The organism is Nonomuraea sp. NPDC004186, assembly GCF_053603495.1.
The window spans coordinates 1-14,837 of sequence record NZ_JBSGFQ010000091.1 but is presented as its reverse complement, the minus strand read 5'-3'; the positions used below and the strand labels follow the sequence as shown (position 1 = coordinate 14,837).

General features: G+C 73.8%; 10 protein-coding genes, 1 pseudogene and 2 riboswitches. Of the genes and pseudogenes, 4 read left to right on the top strand and 7 right to left on the bottom strand.

The features are described 5' to 3' along the window. From ACWEPL_RS47655 to ACWEPL_RS47630, 6 genes are all read right to left on the bottom strand, one after another. Positions 1-2,106, bottom strand: a complete 2,106-nt coding sequence (locus ACWEPL_RS47655; RefSeq protein WP_452440148.1) for a hydantoinase/oxoprolinase family protein — start codon at positions 2,104-2,106, stop codon at positions 1-3. Between the two features lie 32 nt (positions 2,107-2,138). Then, positions 2,139-2,939, bottom strand: a complete 801-nt coding sequence (locus tag ACWEPL_RS47650) for an ABC transporter permease (RefSeq protein WP_363985433.1) — start codon at positions 2,937-2,939, stop codon at positions 2,139-2,141. Beyond that, positions 2,932-3,789, bottom strand: a complete 858-nt coding sequence (locus ACWEPL_RS47645) for an ABC transporter permease (protein ID WP_452440147.1) — start codon at positions 3,787-3,789, stop codon at positions 2,932-2,934. Before ACWEPL_RS47645 ends, ACWEPL_RS47650 begins: the two co-directional genes overlap by 8 nt. Then, positions 3,786-4,901 carry an ABC transporter ATP-binding protein gene (locus ACWEPL_RS47640; RefSeq protein WP_452440146.1) on the bottom strand — a complete coding sequence of 372 codons (1,116 nt, stop codon included), beginning with the start codon at positions 4,899-4,901 and terminating at the stop codon, positions 3,786-3,788. Before ACWEPL_RS47640 ends, ACWEPL_RS47645 begins: the two co-directional genes overlap by 4 nt. Next, positions 4,880-5,986 carry an ABC transporter substrate-binding protein gene (locus tag ACWEPL_RS47635; RefSeq protein WP_363985439.1) on the bottom strand — a complete coding sequence of 369 codons (1,107 nt, stop codon included), beginning with the start codon at positions 5,984-5,986 and terminating at the stop codon, positions 4,880-4,882. Before ACWEPL_RS47635 ends, ACWEPL_RS47640 begins: the two co-directional genes overlap by 22 nt. A 54-nt stretch (positions 5,987-6,040) precedes the next feature. After that, positions 6,041-6,161, bottom strand: a riboswitch (SAM riboswitch). Between the two features lie 84 nt (positions 6,162-6,245). Next, positions 6,246-7,220 (bottom strand): helix-turn-helix domain-containing protein, encoded by a 975-nt coding sequence (locus tag ACWEPL_RS47630; RefSeq protein WP_452440145.1) that lies wholly within the window; start codon positions 7,218-7,220, stop codon positions 6,246-6,248. A gap of 59 nt (positions 7,221-7,279) precedes the next feature. Between ACWEPL_RS47630 and ACWEPL_RS47625 the strand changes: the two genes are divergently transcribed. From ACWEPL_RS47625 to tenA, 3 genes are all read left to right on the top strand, one after another. Continuing rightward, positions 7,280-8,509, top strand: a complete 1,230-nt coding sequence (locus ACWEPL_RS47625) for an MFS transporter (RefSeq protein WP_452440144.1) — start codon at positions 7,280-7,282, stop codon at positions 8,507-8,509. 180 nt (positions 8,510-8,689) lie between these two features. Then, on the top strand, positions 8,690-10,804 hold the full coding sequence (locus tag ACWEPL_RS47620; protein WP_452440143.1) for a hypothetical protein: 2,115 nt from the start codon (positions 8,690-8,692) through the stop codon (positions 10,802-10,804). Positions 10,805-10,833: 29 nt separating this feature from the next. Next, positions 10,834-10,929, top strand: a riboswitch (TPP riboswitch). Beyond that, positions 10,921-11,628, top strand: coding sequence for a thiaminase II (gene tenA, locus ACWEPL_RS47615; RefSeq protein ID WP_350742943.1), 708 nt, complete (start codon positions 10,921-10,923; stop codon positions 11,626-11,628). It overlaps the preceding riboswitch by 9 nt. Here the strand turns inward: tenA and ACWEPL_RS47610 are convergent. Next, positions 11,609-14,398, bottom strand: a complete 2,790-nt coding sequence (locus ACWEPL_RS47610; RefSeq protein WP_452440142.1) for a BTAD domain-containing putative transcriptional regulator — start codon at positions 14,396-14,398, stop codon at positions 11,609-11,611. The genes tenA and ACWEPL_RS47610 overlap by 20 nt on opposite strands. Before the next feature lie 248 nt (positions 14,399-14,646). Between ACWEPL_RS47610 and ACWEPL_RS47605 the strand changes: the two are divergent. Continuing rightward, positions 14,647-14,837: pseudogene (locus ACWEPL_RS47605) on the top strand (hypothetical protein); the annotation flags it as partial.

The following is a 14,837-nucleotide window of genomic DNA, read 5'->3' as shown; positions in this document are numbered from 1 at the left end:
TCAGGCCTTCCGACGGGGGTTGTGGGCGCCGTCCGCCCGGCGCAGGTGCAGGTTGCCGGCCTCGTCCACGTCAGCCGACCAGCCGGGCGGCACGACGACGGTGGTGTCGTCCTGCTCGACGATCGCCGGGCCGTCGAACGCGTCCCCCACGCCGAGGGAGTCGCGCAGGTGGACGTGGGCGTCGTGCCAGGCGCCGGCCAGCAGGACCCGCCTGCGGGCCGTGGGGCGGGGCGCGCCTCTGCCCGGGGAGACGGCGGCGGGCGGCAGCTCGGCCGCCGGACCGACCACGCCGAGCCTGGCGGTGCCGAGCTCGATGGTCGCGCTCTGGTCGCGGAAGCCGTACAGGCGCTCGTGCTCGGCGTGGAACGCCTCGGAGACCGCCTCGACGTCCAGGCGGTCCGGGTCGAGGGCGACGCGGAGCTCGTACGCCTGGCCGGAGTAGCGCAGGTCGGCCGCGAACGACAGCCGCCCCCGCAGCCGGGCCTCGCCGTCCTGCTCGGCCAGCCACTCCCGGGCCTGGGCGGACAGCTCGGCGAGCACGCCCGCCAGGCGGGTGGCGCTCGCGGCGTCCAGGGGGCGGCGCAGGCTGCGGGCGAAGTCGCGGCGCAGGTCGGCGCCCGCCGCGCCCAGGGCGCAGAACGTGGCGGCGGTCGGCGGGACCACGATGTGCGCGATCCCGACCTCCTCGGCGAGCATGGCCGCGTGCGTCGGGCCCGCGCCGCCGAACGGCACGAGCGCGAACCGCCGCGGGTCGAGCCCGCGCTGCGCCATGATCTTCTGCAGCTCGGTCGCCATCCCCGCCGTCGCCACCCGCAACGCCGACGCCGCCACCCGGTACGCGGCCAGGTCGTCACCGGCGCGCTCGCCTCCGGAGGCGAGGTGGGCGGCGATGCCCGACAGGGCCTTGAGCGAGGCGCCGGCGTCGAGGGGCATCCGGCCGCCGAGGAACGTGCGCGGGTCGATCAGCCCGGTCGCCAGGTAGCAGTCCGTCACCGTCGGCCGGTCGCCGCCCCGGCCGTACGCCGCCGGCCCGGGGTCGGCGCCCGCGCTGCCCGGCCCGACCTTGAGCACGCCCGGCCCGTCCACCCAGATGACCGACCCGCCCCCGGCCCCGATCGCGTGCACGGCCACGACCGGCACGATCAGGGGCAGCCCGCCCACCGTGGTGTGGGTGGCCAGCTCGGGCGACCCGTCCACGGACACGGCGATGTCGCTGCTGGTACCGCCCATGTCGAACGTGACGATGGCCCCCGCCCCCAGCCGGGCGGCCGCCGCCACCCCGGCGGCCGGGCCCGACAGCACGGTCTCGACGGGCCGCTCCGCGGCCGAGCGCAGGCTCATCGAGCCGCCGTTGGACGCGCTGATGAAGATCGGCGCCGACACCCCGAGCCCGCGCACCCGGCTCTCCAGGCGGGCGAAGTAGTCGCGCATGAGCGGCTGGATGTAGGCGTTCATGCAGGCCACCAGGGCACGCTCGTACTCGCGTACCTCCGGCCACACGGTCGCCGAGGCCGTCACCGGCAACGCGGGCAGCCGCTCGCGCAGGCCCGCCGCGACGCCCTCCTCGAAGGCCGGGTCGGTGTAACCGTGCAGGATCACGACCGCCGCCGCGTCGGCCCCGGTGGCCCGCAGCCGCGCGGCGACGCGGTCCAGCTCGGCGGCGTCCGGCTCGGCCACGGGTTCGCCACGCGGGCCCAGCCGGGCGGAGATCTCGACGATGAGGTTGCGGGGGACGAGGGGCTCCTCCTTGCCCGCGTACAGGTCGAAGGAGGACGGCATGCGGCTGCGGCCGATCTCCAGGATGTCGCGGTAGCCCTCGGTCACGACCAGGGCGATGCGCGCGCCGCGCCGCTGGATGACGGCGTTCAGGCCGATCGTGGTGCCGTGGACGAGGCCCGCGACCTCCTCCGGCCGCAGGTCCGCGCGGGCGAGGAGGGCCGCCAGCCCGTCCGCGACCGCCAGGGACGGGTCGGCGGGCGTGCTCGGCTCCTTGTGGTGCACCACGAGGCCGCGGTCCGGCACGGAGGCCACGAGGTCGGTGAACGTTCCCCCGACGTCGATGCCGATCCGCGCGCCGGTCGCGGTCGCCGTACCCGTGCTTGTCACCGTGCTTGTCACCGTGCTTGTCACAGGGCTTGTCACAGGGCCTCCGAAATGCGAGCGAATCGGTCCGCGACCACCATCACCACCACGCTCGCCGCCATGAGCAGCGTGGACACCGCGGCCATCGACGGGTCGAGCTGGTACTGCACGGCCGAGAAGATGCGCAGCGGCACCGTCGTGGTGTTCGCGCCCGCCACCAGGGCCGTGACGGCGACCTCGCCGAGCGAGGTGACCGCGGCGAGGATCGCGCCCGCGAGGATGCCGGGCCGCAGCAGCGGCAGCGTCACCGTGAGGAACACCCGGACCCGCCCGGCGCCCAGGCTCAGGGCGGCCCGCTCCAGCGCCGGGTCGAGCTGCGCGGCGCTCACCATGACCGCCCGCACCACGAACGGCAGCGCCACCAGCGAGTGCGCCAGCCACAGCCCGGTCACCGAGTTGACGAGGCCGACGCCGTGGAAGTAGTAGAGCAGGCCGAGCGCGACGATGATCTCCGGGACCATCAGCGGCGACAGCGCGAACCCCTGCAGCAGCCGCCGCCCGGGGAACGACCCCTGCGTCAGCCCGTACGCCGCCAGCGTCCCGATGACCACGGTCGTCGGCACCACCAGGAGCACCAGCAGGCCGCTCAGCCGGAACGAGACCTGCCAGTCGGGCGAGCCGAGCACCTCGGCGTACCAGCGCAGCGACAGCCCCGACGGCGGGAACGCCATCGAGCCCGCCCGGTTGAACGAGCTCGTCACCAGCACGACCAGCGGCGCGATCAGGAACAGGAACACCAGCGCCGCCAGGGCCGCGGCCACCAGCCGCACGATCCTGTCGTAGCCCCGCTCACCCATGAAGGCGCCTCTCCCAGATCCGGAACACGCCCGCCAGCAGCCCCGTGGACACGACGGTCAGCGCGAGCAGCGCGAAGCTCAGCGCCGCTGCCACCGGGTAGTCGAACACCGTCGTCACCTGGTCGTAGACCCGGATGCCGGTCAGCGGCTGGGTCACCCCGCCGACCAGCAGCGGCGTGATGTAGATGCCCATGGCCAGCGCGAAGACGATGAGGGCGCCGGTGACCGCGCCGGGCAGGCTGAGCGGGACCGTGACCCGCAGGAACGTCCTGACCGGCCCGGCTCCGAGCGTCTGCGAGGCCCGGTGCAGGTTGCGGTCCAGCCCGCCGAGCGCCGTCGTGAGCGGGATGATCGCGAACGGCAGCAGCACGTGCGTCACCGCGACCACGACGGCCGGGTAGCTGGTGAGCAGCTGGGCGGGCTGGTCACGCAGCCCGGAGGCGACGAGCGCCCGGTTGACGAGCCCGTTGCCGGACAGCAGCACGACCCATCCGTAGGTGCGTACGACCACGCTGGTCAGCAGCGGCGAGATCACGATGACGAACAGCAGGGTCCGCACGACGCCGGGCCGCCGGCGGGCCAGGAAATACGCGGCCGGGTACGCCAGCGCCACGCACAGCACCGCCACCAGGAGCGCGGTGGCCAGGGTCCGCAGCAGGGAGCCGTAGAAGTACGGCTCGGTGAACACCCGGGCGTACTGCCCGAAGGTGAATCCGGGCAGCGCTGCGTTGAAGGCGTCGACAGGGCTGAAGCTGAGCCGCAGCAGCCCTACGAGGGGGACCAGGAACAGGGCGGTCAGGAACGCCACGAGCGGCAGGATGTACGGCAGGCCCGCCCAGCGGCGTGTCACGGCGCCTCCGTTTCCAGGAGGATGACGTCGGCCGGATCCCAGTGCGCGAGCACGGACGTGCCCGCGCCGGGCGGGTCCTCGGCGCCCGCGCCGGTGTCGGCGACCTGCACGCTCAGGATGCGTCCGTCGGCCAGCCGCACCTCCACATGCCAGGCGTCCCCGGCGAAGGCCCGATACCCCACCGTCCCGGCCACGCCGCCGGCCTCTGGGCCGGCCTCTGGGCCCGGTGTGGTCAGGCGGATGCGTTCGGGGCGGACGGCGACGACGGCGCGCCCGCCCGGCCGCAGCGACAGCGGGCCGCACTCGACGACGATCCCGCCGGAGTCGAGCGCGCCCGAGCCGGTCACCGTGCCCTCCAGGACGTTGGCCGCGCCGATGAACTGCGCGACGAACCGGGTCGCCGGCCGCCGGTAGACCTCGTCGGGGGTGCCGAGCTGCTCGACCCGGCCGCCGTTCATGACGGCCACCCGGTCCGACAGCGCGAGCGCCTCCTCCTGGTCGTGCGTGACGAAGACCATGGTGGTGCCGATGCGCCGCTGGATGGCGCGCAGTTCCACCCGCATCTCCCTGCGCAGCTTGGCGTCCAGGTTGGACAGCGGCTCGTCCAGCAGCAGCACGGCGGGCCGGATGGCCAGGGCTCGGGCGAGGGCGACCCGCTGCTGCTGCCCGCCGGACAGCTGGCGGGGCCGCCGCCCGGCGTACCCCTCCAGGCCGACCAGGCTCAGCGCCTCCCGCACCCGCTCGTCCCGCTCCCGCCGGTCGAGCCTGCGCACGCGCAGCCCGTACGCCACGTTGGCGGCCACGGTCATGTGCGGGAAGAGCGCGTAGTTCTGGAACACCATGCCCAGACCCCGCCGGTACGGGGGCCGCCGGGTCACGTCGGAGCCGTCGATCACGATCCGCCCGGCCGTGGGCTGGACGAACCCGGCGACGCAGTTGAGCAGCGTCGTCTTGCCGCAGCCGCTGGGCCCGAGGATCGACAGGAACTCGCCCTTGCGGATCGACAGCCGGTCCAGGTCGAGCACGCGCGCGCCGTCGTACCCGGCGGCGAGCCCCTCGATCTCGACGTGCCCGCCGCCTTCTTCCGGGGTCAGCCGAAGATCTGGTTCCACCGCTGCTGCCATTCGTTCAGCTTCGGGGTGGCGACCGCGTAGTCCACCCAGATGAACTTCTTGAAGACGTCGGGACCGTGCTTCACCTTCTGCTCGAACGGCTCGCTGTAGGAGATCGAGTCGTTGCCCGCGGCGTACCAGGTGCCCTCGGCGAACGGCTTCTGGTTCTGCGCGGCCGTCAGGTGGTCGAGGAACTTGTTCGCCAGGTCGCTCTTCTGCGTTCCCGCGGCGATGAAATACGAGGTCAGCGCGCCGACGGGGCCGGACTTGGGGTAGGTGAAGCCGATCGGGGAGCCGGCCTGGGCCATGGCGAAGGCGCGGCCGTCCCAGAAGGGCATGATCCAGGCGTCGCCGTTCTCGATGACGGTGGCGGCGTTGCCCGCGTTGGCGGGGAAGGAGGACACGCAGCCCTTCAGCGTCGCGAGCTTGTCGAACGCCTTGTCCACGGCGGCCGGATCGGACAGCGTGCCGCCCTGGGAGGTGACCAGGGCCGAGAAGAACTCCAGGCCGGGGTTGTAGGTGAGCGGCGGGAGGGCGACGTGGCCGCAGTACTGCTTGTCGAAGATGTCCGCCCAGTCCGCGGGCGGCGTCTTGATCTTGTCGGTGCGGTAGAGGAGACCGGTGGAGCCGGTGGTCAGCGGCACTCCGTACTGCTTGCCGTCGTACGCGGACTTGCCGGCGAGCACCGGGTCCAGCTCCTTGAAGTGCGCCAGCCCGTCGGTGGCCAGCGGCTGGAGCAGCCCGGCGGAGGCCGCGGGCAGCGACGCGTCCGGGGTGAACGCGATGACGTCGAACGGCGGGTTCTTGCCGCCGGCCGCGCGCAGCTTGGTGAGCCATTCGGCGTTCGCGCCGTAGACGAGGTTCACCTTGGCGCCGGTGTCGCGTTCGAACGGCTCCACGAACGACTTCTTGAACAGCTCTCCCCACGCGCCCGCGAACGCGGTCACCGTGAGCTCCTGCTTCGCCGCGCCGCCGGTGCCCGTGGAGCCGCCGGTGGAACCACCCGTGTCGACGCCGCCGCAGGCCGTGACCGCCAGCGCGACCACCATGCCCAGTCCCGCGAGGCGCGTGAATCCGCCCTTCATCTTTCCCTTTCCTTTTCGAGCAGCCGGCCAAGGGCACAGGGCAGCACGACTCGACATCCGCGCTTGCCGCCAGGAGCACCATTCGGCTCGACGACCGTGTCATCACCCGGGGCACCCCGCCGCGGTGGGAGGGTTGCCGTCCAGCAAGCCGGGGCTTCGCACTGGACTCGTGACATAAGCGACTGTATCAGTAGGATTTACCTGGATATGGCACAGGGTGATGGTTAGTGGCTTTTGTCTCTTTTGTGCGAGGGGGTGCTCAGCCGTTGACCAGGGCGTCGCCGAGGGGCGTGCGCGCGTACAGGACGCCGCGGCCGACGCGGGTGCCCGCGATCAGGCCCGTCCTGCGCAGCGCCGCCAGATGGCCGCCGGTGGTGCCCAGGCTCTGCCCGAGCAGGGCCGCGAGCTGGGTGGTGGTGGCGGGCTCGGCCAGCTCGGCGAGGATGCGGGCGCGGCTGCGGCCGATCAGGGCCGACAGGTCGGCGTCGGCCGCGGCGGGCACGGCCGCGGTGCCCCTCGCGGGGTAGATCATCGCGTACGGCCAGGCGTCCTCCAGATAGGCGCCGACGCCGGTCGTGAACGCCGACGGCAGGAAGAGCAGCCCCTTGCCGCCGAGCCGGCGCAGCCCGTGGAGGCTGGTCAGCTCGACCTCGATCTGCCCCCGGGGTCGCCAGTGGACCTGCGGGCTGAGGTCCTCCAGCGCCGCCGCCCAGCCGTAGGCCGCCAGCCGTCCCGCCCGATGGGCGACGTCGCGCTGCAGGATCGCGCGGAAGCGCGGCCAGTCGTGGGAGACGATCTCCGTCCAGAGCGCCTCGTACGCGTCGGCGAACCGCTCCACCACCCGCGCTCCCGCCAGCAGCTCCCTCACCCCGCCCGCCGCCGGCCGCCCGGCGAGCGCCCGGGCGATCTCCGCGTGCGCCTGCTCCATAGGCGTCCTGCGCATGGCGGCCAGCTCCGCCTCGAACGGCACGTCCACCGCCGTCGGCGGCGGGGCGATGAAGGCGACGTTCGTGCCGCGCCGGTTGCCGCTGATCGCGTCCGCGGCCCGCAGCACGGGGTGCGCGCGTTCGAGCTCGCGGTACGTGCCCCGCCACCGAGCGGCCCACCGGCCGTGCACGCCCGCCTCCAGCCGGCCCGCCAGCACCCACTGCGCGTGCATGGTCTCGATCAGCGGCGAGATCGCGAACCTGGTGGCCACCAGGTCCTGCGGGGTGACCTCGATTCTTACGGGCACCTTTCGGTTATATCCGAAAGAGTCGCCGGCTCGCCGGTCCGGTCCGCACCATCGTGGACGTGAATGGGGCGACGTTCGGCGAGGTGTTCGCCGTCAAGGAGTTCCGGGTCCTGTTCGGCAGCTTCGCGCTGCTGGTCGGCGGGGACTCGATCAAGATGCTGGCCCTGTCCGTGCTGGTCTATGCGCGGACCGGCTCGGCCGGCCTGTCGGCCGCCGCGTACATGGCCGGCTGGCTGCCGTTCATCGTGGGCGGGCTGTTGCTGCTCTCGCTGGCCGACCGGTTGCCGCCGCGGGCGCTGATGGTGACCGGCGAGGTGGTCAGGGCGGTGACGTGTCTGCTGCTGGCCTTCGCGGAGCTGCCGGTCTGGGCGATGCTGGCGCTGGTGCTGGTCACTGGGCTGTTCACGCCGGTCTTCTTCGCCGCGCGGGCGGCGATGCTGCCCGACGTGCTGCCCGGCGACGCGTTCGTGCTCGGTCGGTCGGTCCTGAACGTGGCCTCCGCGAGCGCGCAGATCGCCGGGCTGGCGGCCGGGGGCGCGTTCCTGGCCATCGCCGGGCCCTCGGGGGCGCTGGCCACGACCGCGGGCCTGGCCGCGGTGGCCGCCGTGGTGCTGCGGGCCGGACTGCCGTACCGGCCCGCCCGAGGCACGGTGGGAGCGGGCACGGTGGGAGCGGGCACGGTGGGAGCGGGCACGGTGCGCCAGACGCTGCGGGTCAACCGGCGGCTGCTGGCCGACGGGCGGGTGCGCGGGCTGCTGCTGGCGGGGTGGCTGCCGTGCGTGTTCCTGGCCGGGGCCGAGGCCATGGTCGTGCCCTACCTGGGTGGGCAGGGGCAGGCCGGGGTGGTGCTCGCGGCGGCGGCCGTCGGGATGGCGGTGGGGGAGTTCGCGGTGGGCAGGTTCGCCGCGCCGGGGCTGCGGGAGCGGCTGTCGTTTCCGCTGGCGGTGCTGCTCGGCGTGCCGTGGGTGGGGTTCGCGCTCGGGCCGGGGATGGCGTGGGCCGCCGTGCTGGCCGCGGTGGCGACCGCGGGGCTGTCGTACCAGCTGGGGTTGCAGCGGCGGTTCGTCGAGTCGGTGCCCGAGGAGGTGCGGGGGCAGGCGTTCGGGCTGCAGTCGTCCGGGCTGATGACGGGGCAGGCGGCCGGGGCGGCGCTGGTCGGGGCGCTCGGAGAGGTGATCGCCCCCGGGCCCGCGATCGCGGTGGCGGGCGGTGCCGGGGTCCTGGTCGCGCTGGCGCTGGCGGGCGTGCTGCGCCCGGGCGGTACGCGCGAAGCGGCCCCTCACCTCTGACCGGCCGCTGAGCGTGCGGCGGGCCCTCGCCGTCGACCGGCCGCTGAGCGTGCGGCGGGCCCTCGCCGTCGACCGGCCGCCGAGCTCGCTGTGGGCCCTTGCCGCTGACCGGCCGCATCCTCGGCGCGGGTGCGGAAAACCGTCCGCGATCGGGCGTGTCCCGGCTATATGGTGCCGTTCGTGGACACTCTGGAAAGCCTCGTCATCGCCCGGCGGCTGCGCGTCCCCATCGGCGCCGCGCCCGCCGGATCCGGGTCCGGCTGGGGAGAGACCGCCGCCCGCCAGCTCGACGCGGCGCTGCTCAGCGTCGGCTTCACCTGCTCGGCCGCGCTGCTCGAGCGACTGTCCGGGCTGCGCGGCGAGACCGTGGTCGACCTCGGCGTCCGCATTCTGGCCGCCGTCCGCACGCTCGTGGGTGACCACGTCCGGCACAACGCGTACTTCCTCGACTTCCCCAGGAACGTGCCCGACACCCTGGAGTTCTGGGCCGGGCTGCTGCGCGAGGCCCTGCTCGACCCGGTCGCCGCCGCCCGCGTCGAGACCTCGGCGCTCAACCTGCTCTCCCTGCCCGGCTACGGCCGTTACCAGCACACCTACGCCGACCTGCTGGCCGCGCACGCCGAGCTGATCCCGCTGGCCGGGGACCGGGTGACCGTGCTGGAGCTGGGCGGGAGCCTGGAGTCGGAGGCGCGGGAGCTCTACCTCTCGCTGGCGGGCTCCGAGGTGCCCCTGGCCGCCGAGGACCTGGCCGCGCTGCGCCTGCTGGCCGGGTTCTGCGCCGACGAGCCCGAGCGCGTCCCCGTGCGCGAGAACCGCGCGATCGTCAACGAGGTCCGGCTGGCCGAGGGCCGGCCGCTGCTGGTCGACACCGTGACCGACGTGCTCCGGCTCGCCTGCGGCTGCTCCGGCGGCGATGTCACGCTGGCCGAGCCCACCAGGTTCCGCTCGTTCCGCCGGGCCGAGCGCCGCGCCCTGCTGGGAGCCCTGGACGCGGTCGCCTCCCCGGCCAGGCTCGGCGACGTGCCGCGCCACCGGGAGGAGTGGAAGCGGCTCGGCGAACGGCTGCACCCCCACGAGTACCCGCAGTTCCCGCGCGCCCGGGCCGTCTTCGAAACCGCCAGGGGCACGCGTCCGGCCCCGAGCCTGGACGGCCGGGTCGAGGCCGCCCTGTCGGCGGGCCGCACCGCCGAGGCGGTGAAGCTGCTGGAGCAGGCCCCTGGCGCGCTGCTGCGCCGCCTCGACCACCTGCTGCGGACCGGCCTGTCCACGTCGGCCGTGCTGGACGCCGCGGAAGGGGCCGCCTCGGGCGCCTCCGGCCGCGTCCTGCTGTCGCTGCGCGAGCATCTGCAGAACCGGCTCGCCCCCGTCGCGGGCCGCGTCTTCGTCAACCGGAACGGCAGGGCGTGGGCGGCCCCCGACTCCCGCTCGCCGCTGGAGGAGGAGGCCCTGGCGCGGGCGCTGGCCATCCTGGACGAGGAGATCGCCCGTCGCCTCCCCGACCCCGGCGAGCTGATCGTCGACCCCGACGTGCTCGACGTCGCCCTGCCGCTGTCCGGCAAGGCCGTCGTGCCCGGGCTCGGCATGCTGCCCCGGGGCTCGGTGTCGGCGGTGGACGGCGAACTGCTCAGGTTCTTCGTCCACTGGCGCGAGGCACGGCAGCGCACCGACTACGACCTGTCCGCGCTCATGCTGGACGCCTCCTACGACGACCCGACGCACATTTCCTGGACGAACTACACCAACGACTTCGCCCGGTACTCCGGCGACCTCACCGAGGCGCCCGAAGGCGCGTCCGAGTTCATCGACATCCGGCTCGCCGCCGCGACCCAGCCGATCATCATCCCGCAGGTGAACATCTACGACGGGGAAGCGTTCGACGAGGCCGCCGAGGCGTTCTTCGGCTACATGACCAGGGACGCCGCGCAGGAAGGCAGGCCGTTCGAGCCGCGTACCGTGCGCATGAAGTCGGACCTGCGCGGCTCCGGCCGGATCGCCCTGCCGCTCGTCTTCCTGCGCGGCGCCGACGGCGGCTGGCTGGTGAAGTGGCTGCACCTCTACCTGAAGGGCCACCCCGGCTTCAACCAGGTGGAGGGCAACCGCGTCAGCGCCTCCCTGCTGGTGCGCTCGATCGTCGAACGCGACTTCCTGCGCGTCCGCTACCTGGCCGACCTGCTGCGCGCGAAGAGCACGCCGGCCGGGCCCACCACCTACATCGGGCTGGAGGCGCCGGCCGACCTCCCGGAGGGGGCGCGGGTCTACACCCCCGGCACGCTGCACGAGCTGATCCCCGCCTGACACGACCGGGCCGGGCCTCTGCTAGCGTTGGCCGTGACGCGGGGTGCCCGGGCTGCCGGGCTGAGATCACACCCGTCGAACCTGATCTAGTTCGCACTAGCGAAGGGACGTCATCGGTGACCTTCTGTGAGAAGATCTGGGCGCGCACGGCCACGCTGCTCGAGGCGATCCACGACCACCCGTTCAACGCCGCGCTCGGCGACGGCACCCTCGACCGCGAGCGATTCGCGTTCTACCTGGTCCAGGACGGGCGCTACCTGGTGGCCTACGCCAAGGTCCTCGCGACCGCCTCGGCCCGCGCCGGCTCTCCGGCCGACGCCGCGTTCTTCGCGCAGAGCGCGCACACGGCGCTCGTCGTCGAGCGGGCCCTGCACACCGGCTACCTGGAGGAGTTCGGGCTGACGGCCGGCGAGACGGCGGCCGTCGCCACCTCGCCGACCTGCCTGGCCTACTCCTCCTACCTCCAGGCCACGGCCCTGGCCGCCCCGTTGCCCGTGCTCGCCGCCGCCGTGCTGCCGTGCTTCTGGGTCTACCAGGACGTCGGCGCGGCACTGCTCGAACGTACGGCGGGCGCGGCCGACCACCCGTACCGGACCTGGATCGGCACCTACTCCGACCCCGCCTTCGCCGCCTCGGTGGAGCAGGCCAAGGCCATCACCGACCGGCTGGCCGAGAGCGCCGACCCCGAGACGCGCCGGGCGATGGACGAGGCGTTCTGCCGGGCCACCGAGTACGAGTGGATGTTCTGGGACAGCGCCTGGCGCCTGGAGACCTGGCCCACGGGACAATGGCTCCGGCCGCAGCTCACGCGAACGACTCGCTGAGCTCCCTGCGCAGCTCACGGGCCTGGTGCAGGTAATGGGTGGCCAGCGCGGTGCGGCCGGACGAACGGTACAGCTCGCCGAGCGTCTGGTACGTGTCCGCCTCCCCGCTGCGATCCCCCAGTTGCTGGAAGATCACCAGGGATCGCTCCAACTGGTCGGAGCCGTCCGAACGGTCGCCCCTGGCCACCTGGAGCCCGCCCAGGTTCCGCATCGCGTACGCGCCGCAGTGGCGGTCGCCGAGCGCCTCGAAGATGCCCAGCGCGTGCCCCTGGTAGCGCATGGCCCGGTCCGACTGGGCGAACAGGTCGTACATGCGGCCGAGCTGCATCGACACGCAGCCCTCGCGGTGGGCGTCGCCGAGCTCCTCGGCCAGCCGCAGCGCGTCCCCCAGCCACCGGGACGCCTGCTGCAGGTCCCGCAGCGACAGGTAGACGCGCCCGATCGCCTGCCGAGCGTACGCCTCGCCGCTGCGGTCGCCGATGGCCAGGAACATGGCCAGCGCCTGCCGGAAGGACGCGAGCGCCTTGAGATGCCGGTTGGAGAACTGGCTGACCGCCGCCAGCCCGCAGATCGAGATGGCCTCGCTCCGCGTGTCGCCCAGCTCGTGGAAGATGGCGCGGGCCCGCCTGAACATGTCCTCGGCCTCGGCGTACCGGTCCTGGTAGAGGCAGACCTGGGCCAGGCCGCGCAGCATGGCGGCCTCCCCGAGGCGGTCGCCGGCCGCGCGGGCGCTGTCGAGGGCGAGGCGGTGCGTCAGCTGCCACTCGTCCAGCAGGCAGTGCAGGTCGAAGTACGGGACCAGGGTGGCGGCCAGCCCCCACGCGGACTGGGCCAGGCCCGCGCCGGCGGCCAGTTGTACGGCCTCGACCAGGGACTCCCGCTCGGCGTCGAACCACGACAGCGGCTGGGCGGTCAGGCGGCCGAGGGTCTCCCGTTCCAGGCTCCAGCGGGGCGCAAGGTCGGACGTCAGCCCGAAGAGAGTGGTGGGCAGCCGCAGGGAGGCGTGCTCGGCGGCGGTCAGCCAGCCGCCGAGCACCCGGGCCAGCGCGTGCCGTTCGGTGTCGCCGCCCGCCTTCTCCTTGGCGGCGCAGCGGATCAGGTCGTGGAGCCGGTAGCGGGGCTGGCCGACGTGGTCGGTGCCGGCCAGCCGCAGGAGGTTCGCGTCCACCAGGGTGTCCACGACGGCGTCGGCCCGGGGCCGGTCGAGCACGGCGTCGGCCACCCAGCCGGGTACGGACTGCTCGCCGAGCAGGCCGATCGCGCGGAAGGCCAGGGCGGCGTCGTCGGACAGCCGCCGGTAGCTGAGCTCGAACGAGCCGCGTACCTCCAGGTCGCCGGCGCGTAACTCGTCGAGGCGGCCGGCCTCGTCCTCCAGCCGCTGCCGCAGCACGCCCAGCGACCAGCCGGGCCGTCCGGACAGCCGGGCCCCGGCCACGCGGACGGCCAGCGGTAAGTGGCCGCAGGAGCGCACGATCGCCCGGGCGGCCTCGCGCTCCTCGGCCACCCGTTCGGGGCCGACGATCCGGCCCAGGAGCTCCTCGGCCTCCGCGGGCGGCAGCACGTCGAGTTCGAGCTGGAGCGCGCCGGGCAGCTCGGCGATCCGCCGGCGGCTCGTGACGAGCACCGCGCTGCCGCTGCCGGGGAGCAGGGCGCGTACCTGGGCGGTGTCGGCGGCGTCGTCGAGGAGGACCAGCATCGGGCGCTCGGACAGCAGGGAGCGGTAGAGCGAGGCCCGCTCGCGCACGGTCGGCGGCAGGGCCGGCTCCGCGACGCCCAGCGCGCGCAGCGCCTCGGCCAGGAGGGCGAGCGGGTCGGCGGGTTCGGAGTCGGTGCCGCCCAGGCACAGGTAGAGCTGGCCGGCGGGGTAGCCCGCCCGTAACGCGTGGGCGCAGTGCACGGCCAGCGCGGACTTGCCCACCCCCGGCGGTCCGGTCACCACGGCGATCGCGGGCGGCCCGTCCGGCCGGTGGGCCTCGGGGGACAGGGCGCGCGTCACGGCCGCGACGTCCTGCGCCCTGCCGGTGAAGTCCGGCACGTCCGCGGGGAGCTGGTGGGGCGCCGCCGCGACGGGCGCGGGCGGGGCGTCGCCCGCCAGCACGGACGCGTGCACGTCACGTAAGTCCTGCCCCGGCTCGATGCCCAGCTCGTCCACGAGCTGCCGTCTGATCGTGGCGTAGGCGTTCAGGGCCTCGGCCCGCCGGCCGCTGTGGTGCAGGGCGAGGATCAGCTGCTGCCACAGGTCCTCGCGGTAGGGGTGCTCGCCGATCATGTCGCGCAGGTCGTCGATCGCGGCGGCATGCTCGCCTCGGGCCAGCTTCAGCGCCACCAGCTCCTCGACGGCGGCCAGCCGGGCCTGGGTGAGCGCGCGCAGCCGCCCGTCCCACAGCGCGCTGGCGGGCAGGTCGCCGAGCGGGGTGCCGCGCCACAACGCCAGCGCCCGGCGTAAGTGCTCCGCCGCCTCCTCGGTACGCCCCGCCGCCCGCGCCCTGGCCACCAGGTCCTCGAACTCCAGGGCGTCCAGCCGTCCCGTGTCGAGCTGCATCACGTAACCGGAGGGCCGGGCCTCGATCTGGACGCCGGCCGAGCGCAGCGTGCTCACGTACGTGCGCAGGTTGGCCACGGCCGACGACGGCTGCGTCCGGGGCCACAGCACCTCGACGAGCGCCTCCGAGCTGACCACCTCGTTGGCCTCCAGCAACAGCGAGGCGAGCAGGAGCCTGGGCTTCCTGCCCGCGATGCGTAGGGGTCCTTCCGGGACCCGGACCTGCAACGGCCCAAGAACACTGAATACGGGCTGTTCAACCACCATGACCGCGCGTTCTCCTGAGCTGGGCGCCGTGCGAGGGCGTCCGTTGGTGAAGCGTTCAAGCTGGAAGGGCCTTTATACCGATTTTGGATGTTCTTTGTATGCCGGACTCGCAATCTTGATCCCCAGCAAGAGCGCTTCGGAAGATCTAACGGACAAGATTCGCGGCTCCGGCGGGCATCGCCCCTCGCTGCCCGCAGAAAGGTATCCGCATGAGAACCAGAGGGGTGCTTACGGCCGGGCTCGCCCTGCTCTTCAGCCTCACGACGGGCCCGATCGCGACGGCATGGGCCGCTCCGACGCCGACTCCGACGCCGTCGTCCTCGTCGAAGGAGGACGAGGGGGAGATGGGCAACCCGGACAACCAGGTGGACGTCCCGCCGGTGTCCACGCTGGCGGCGCC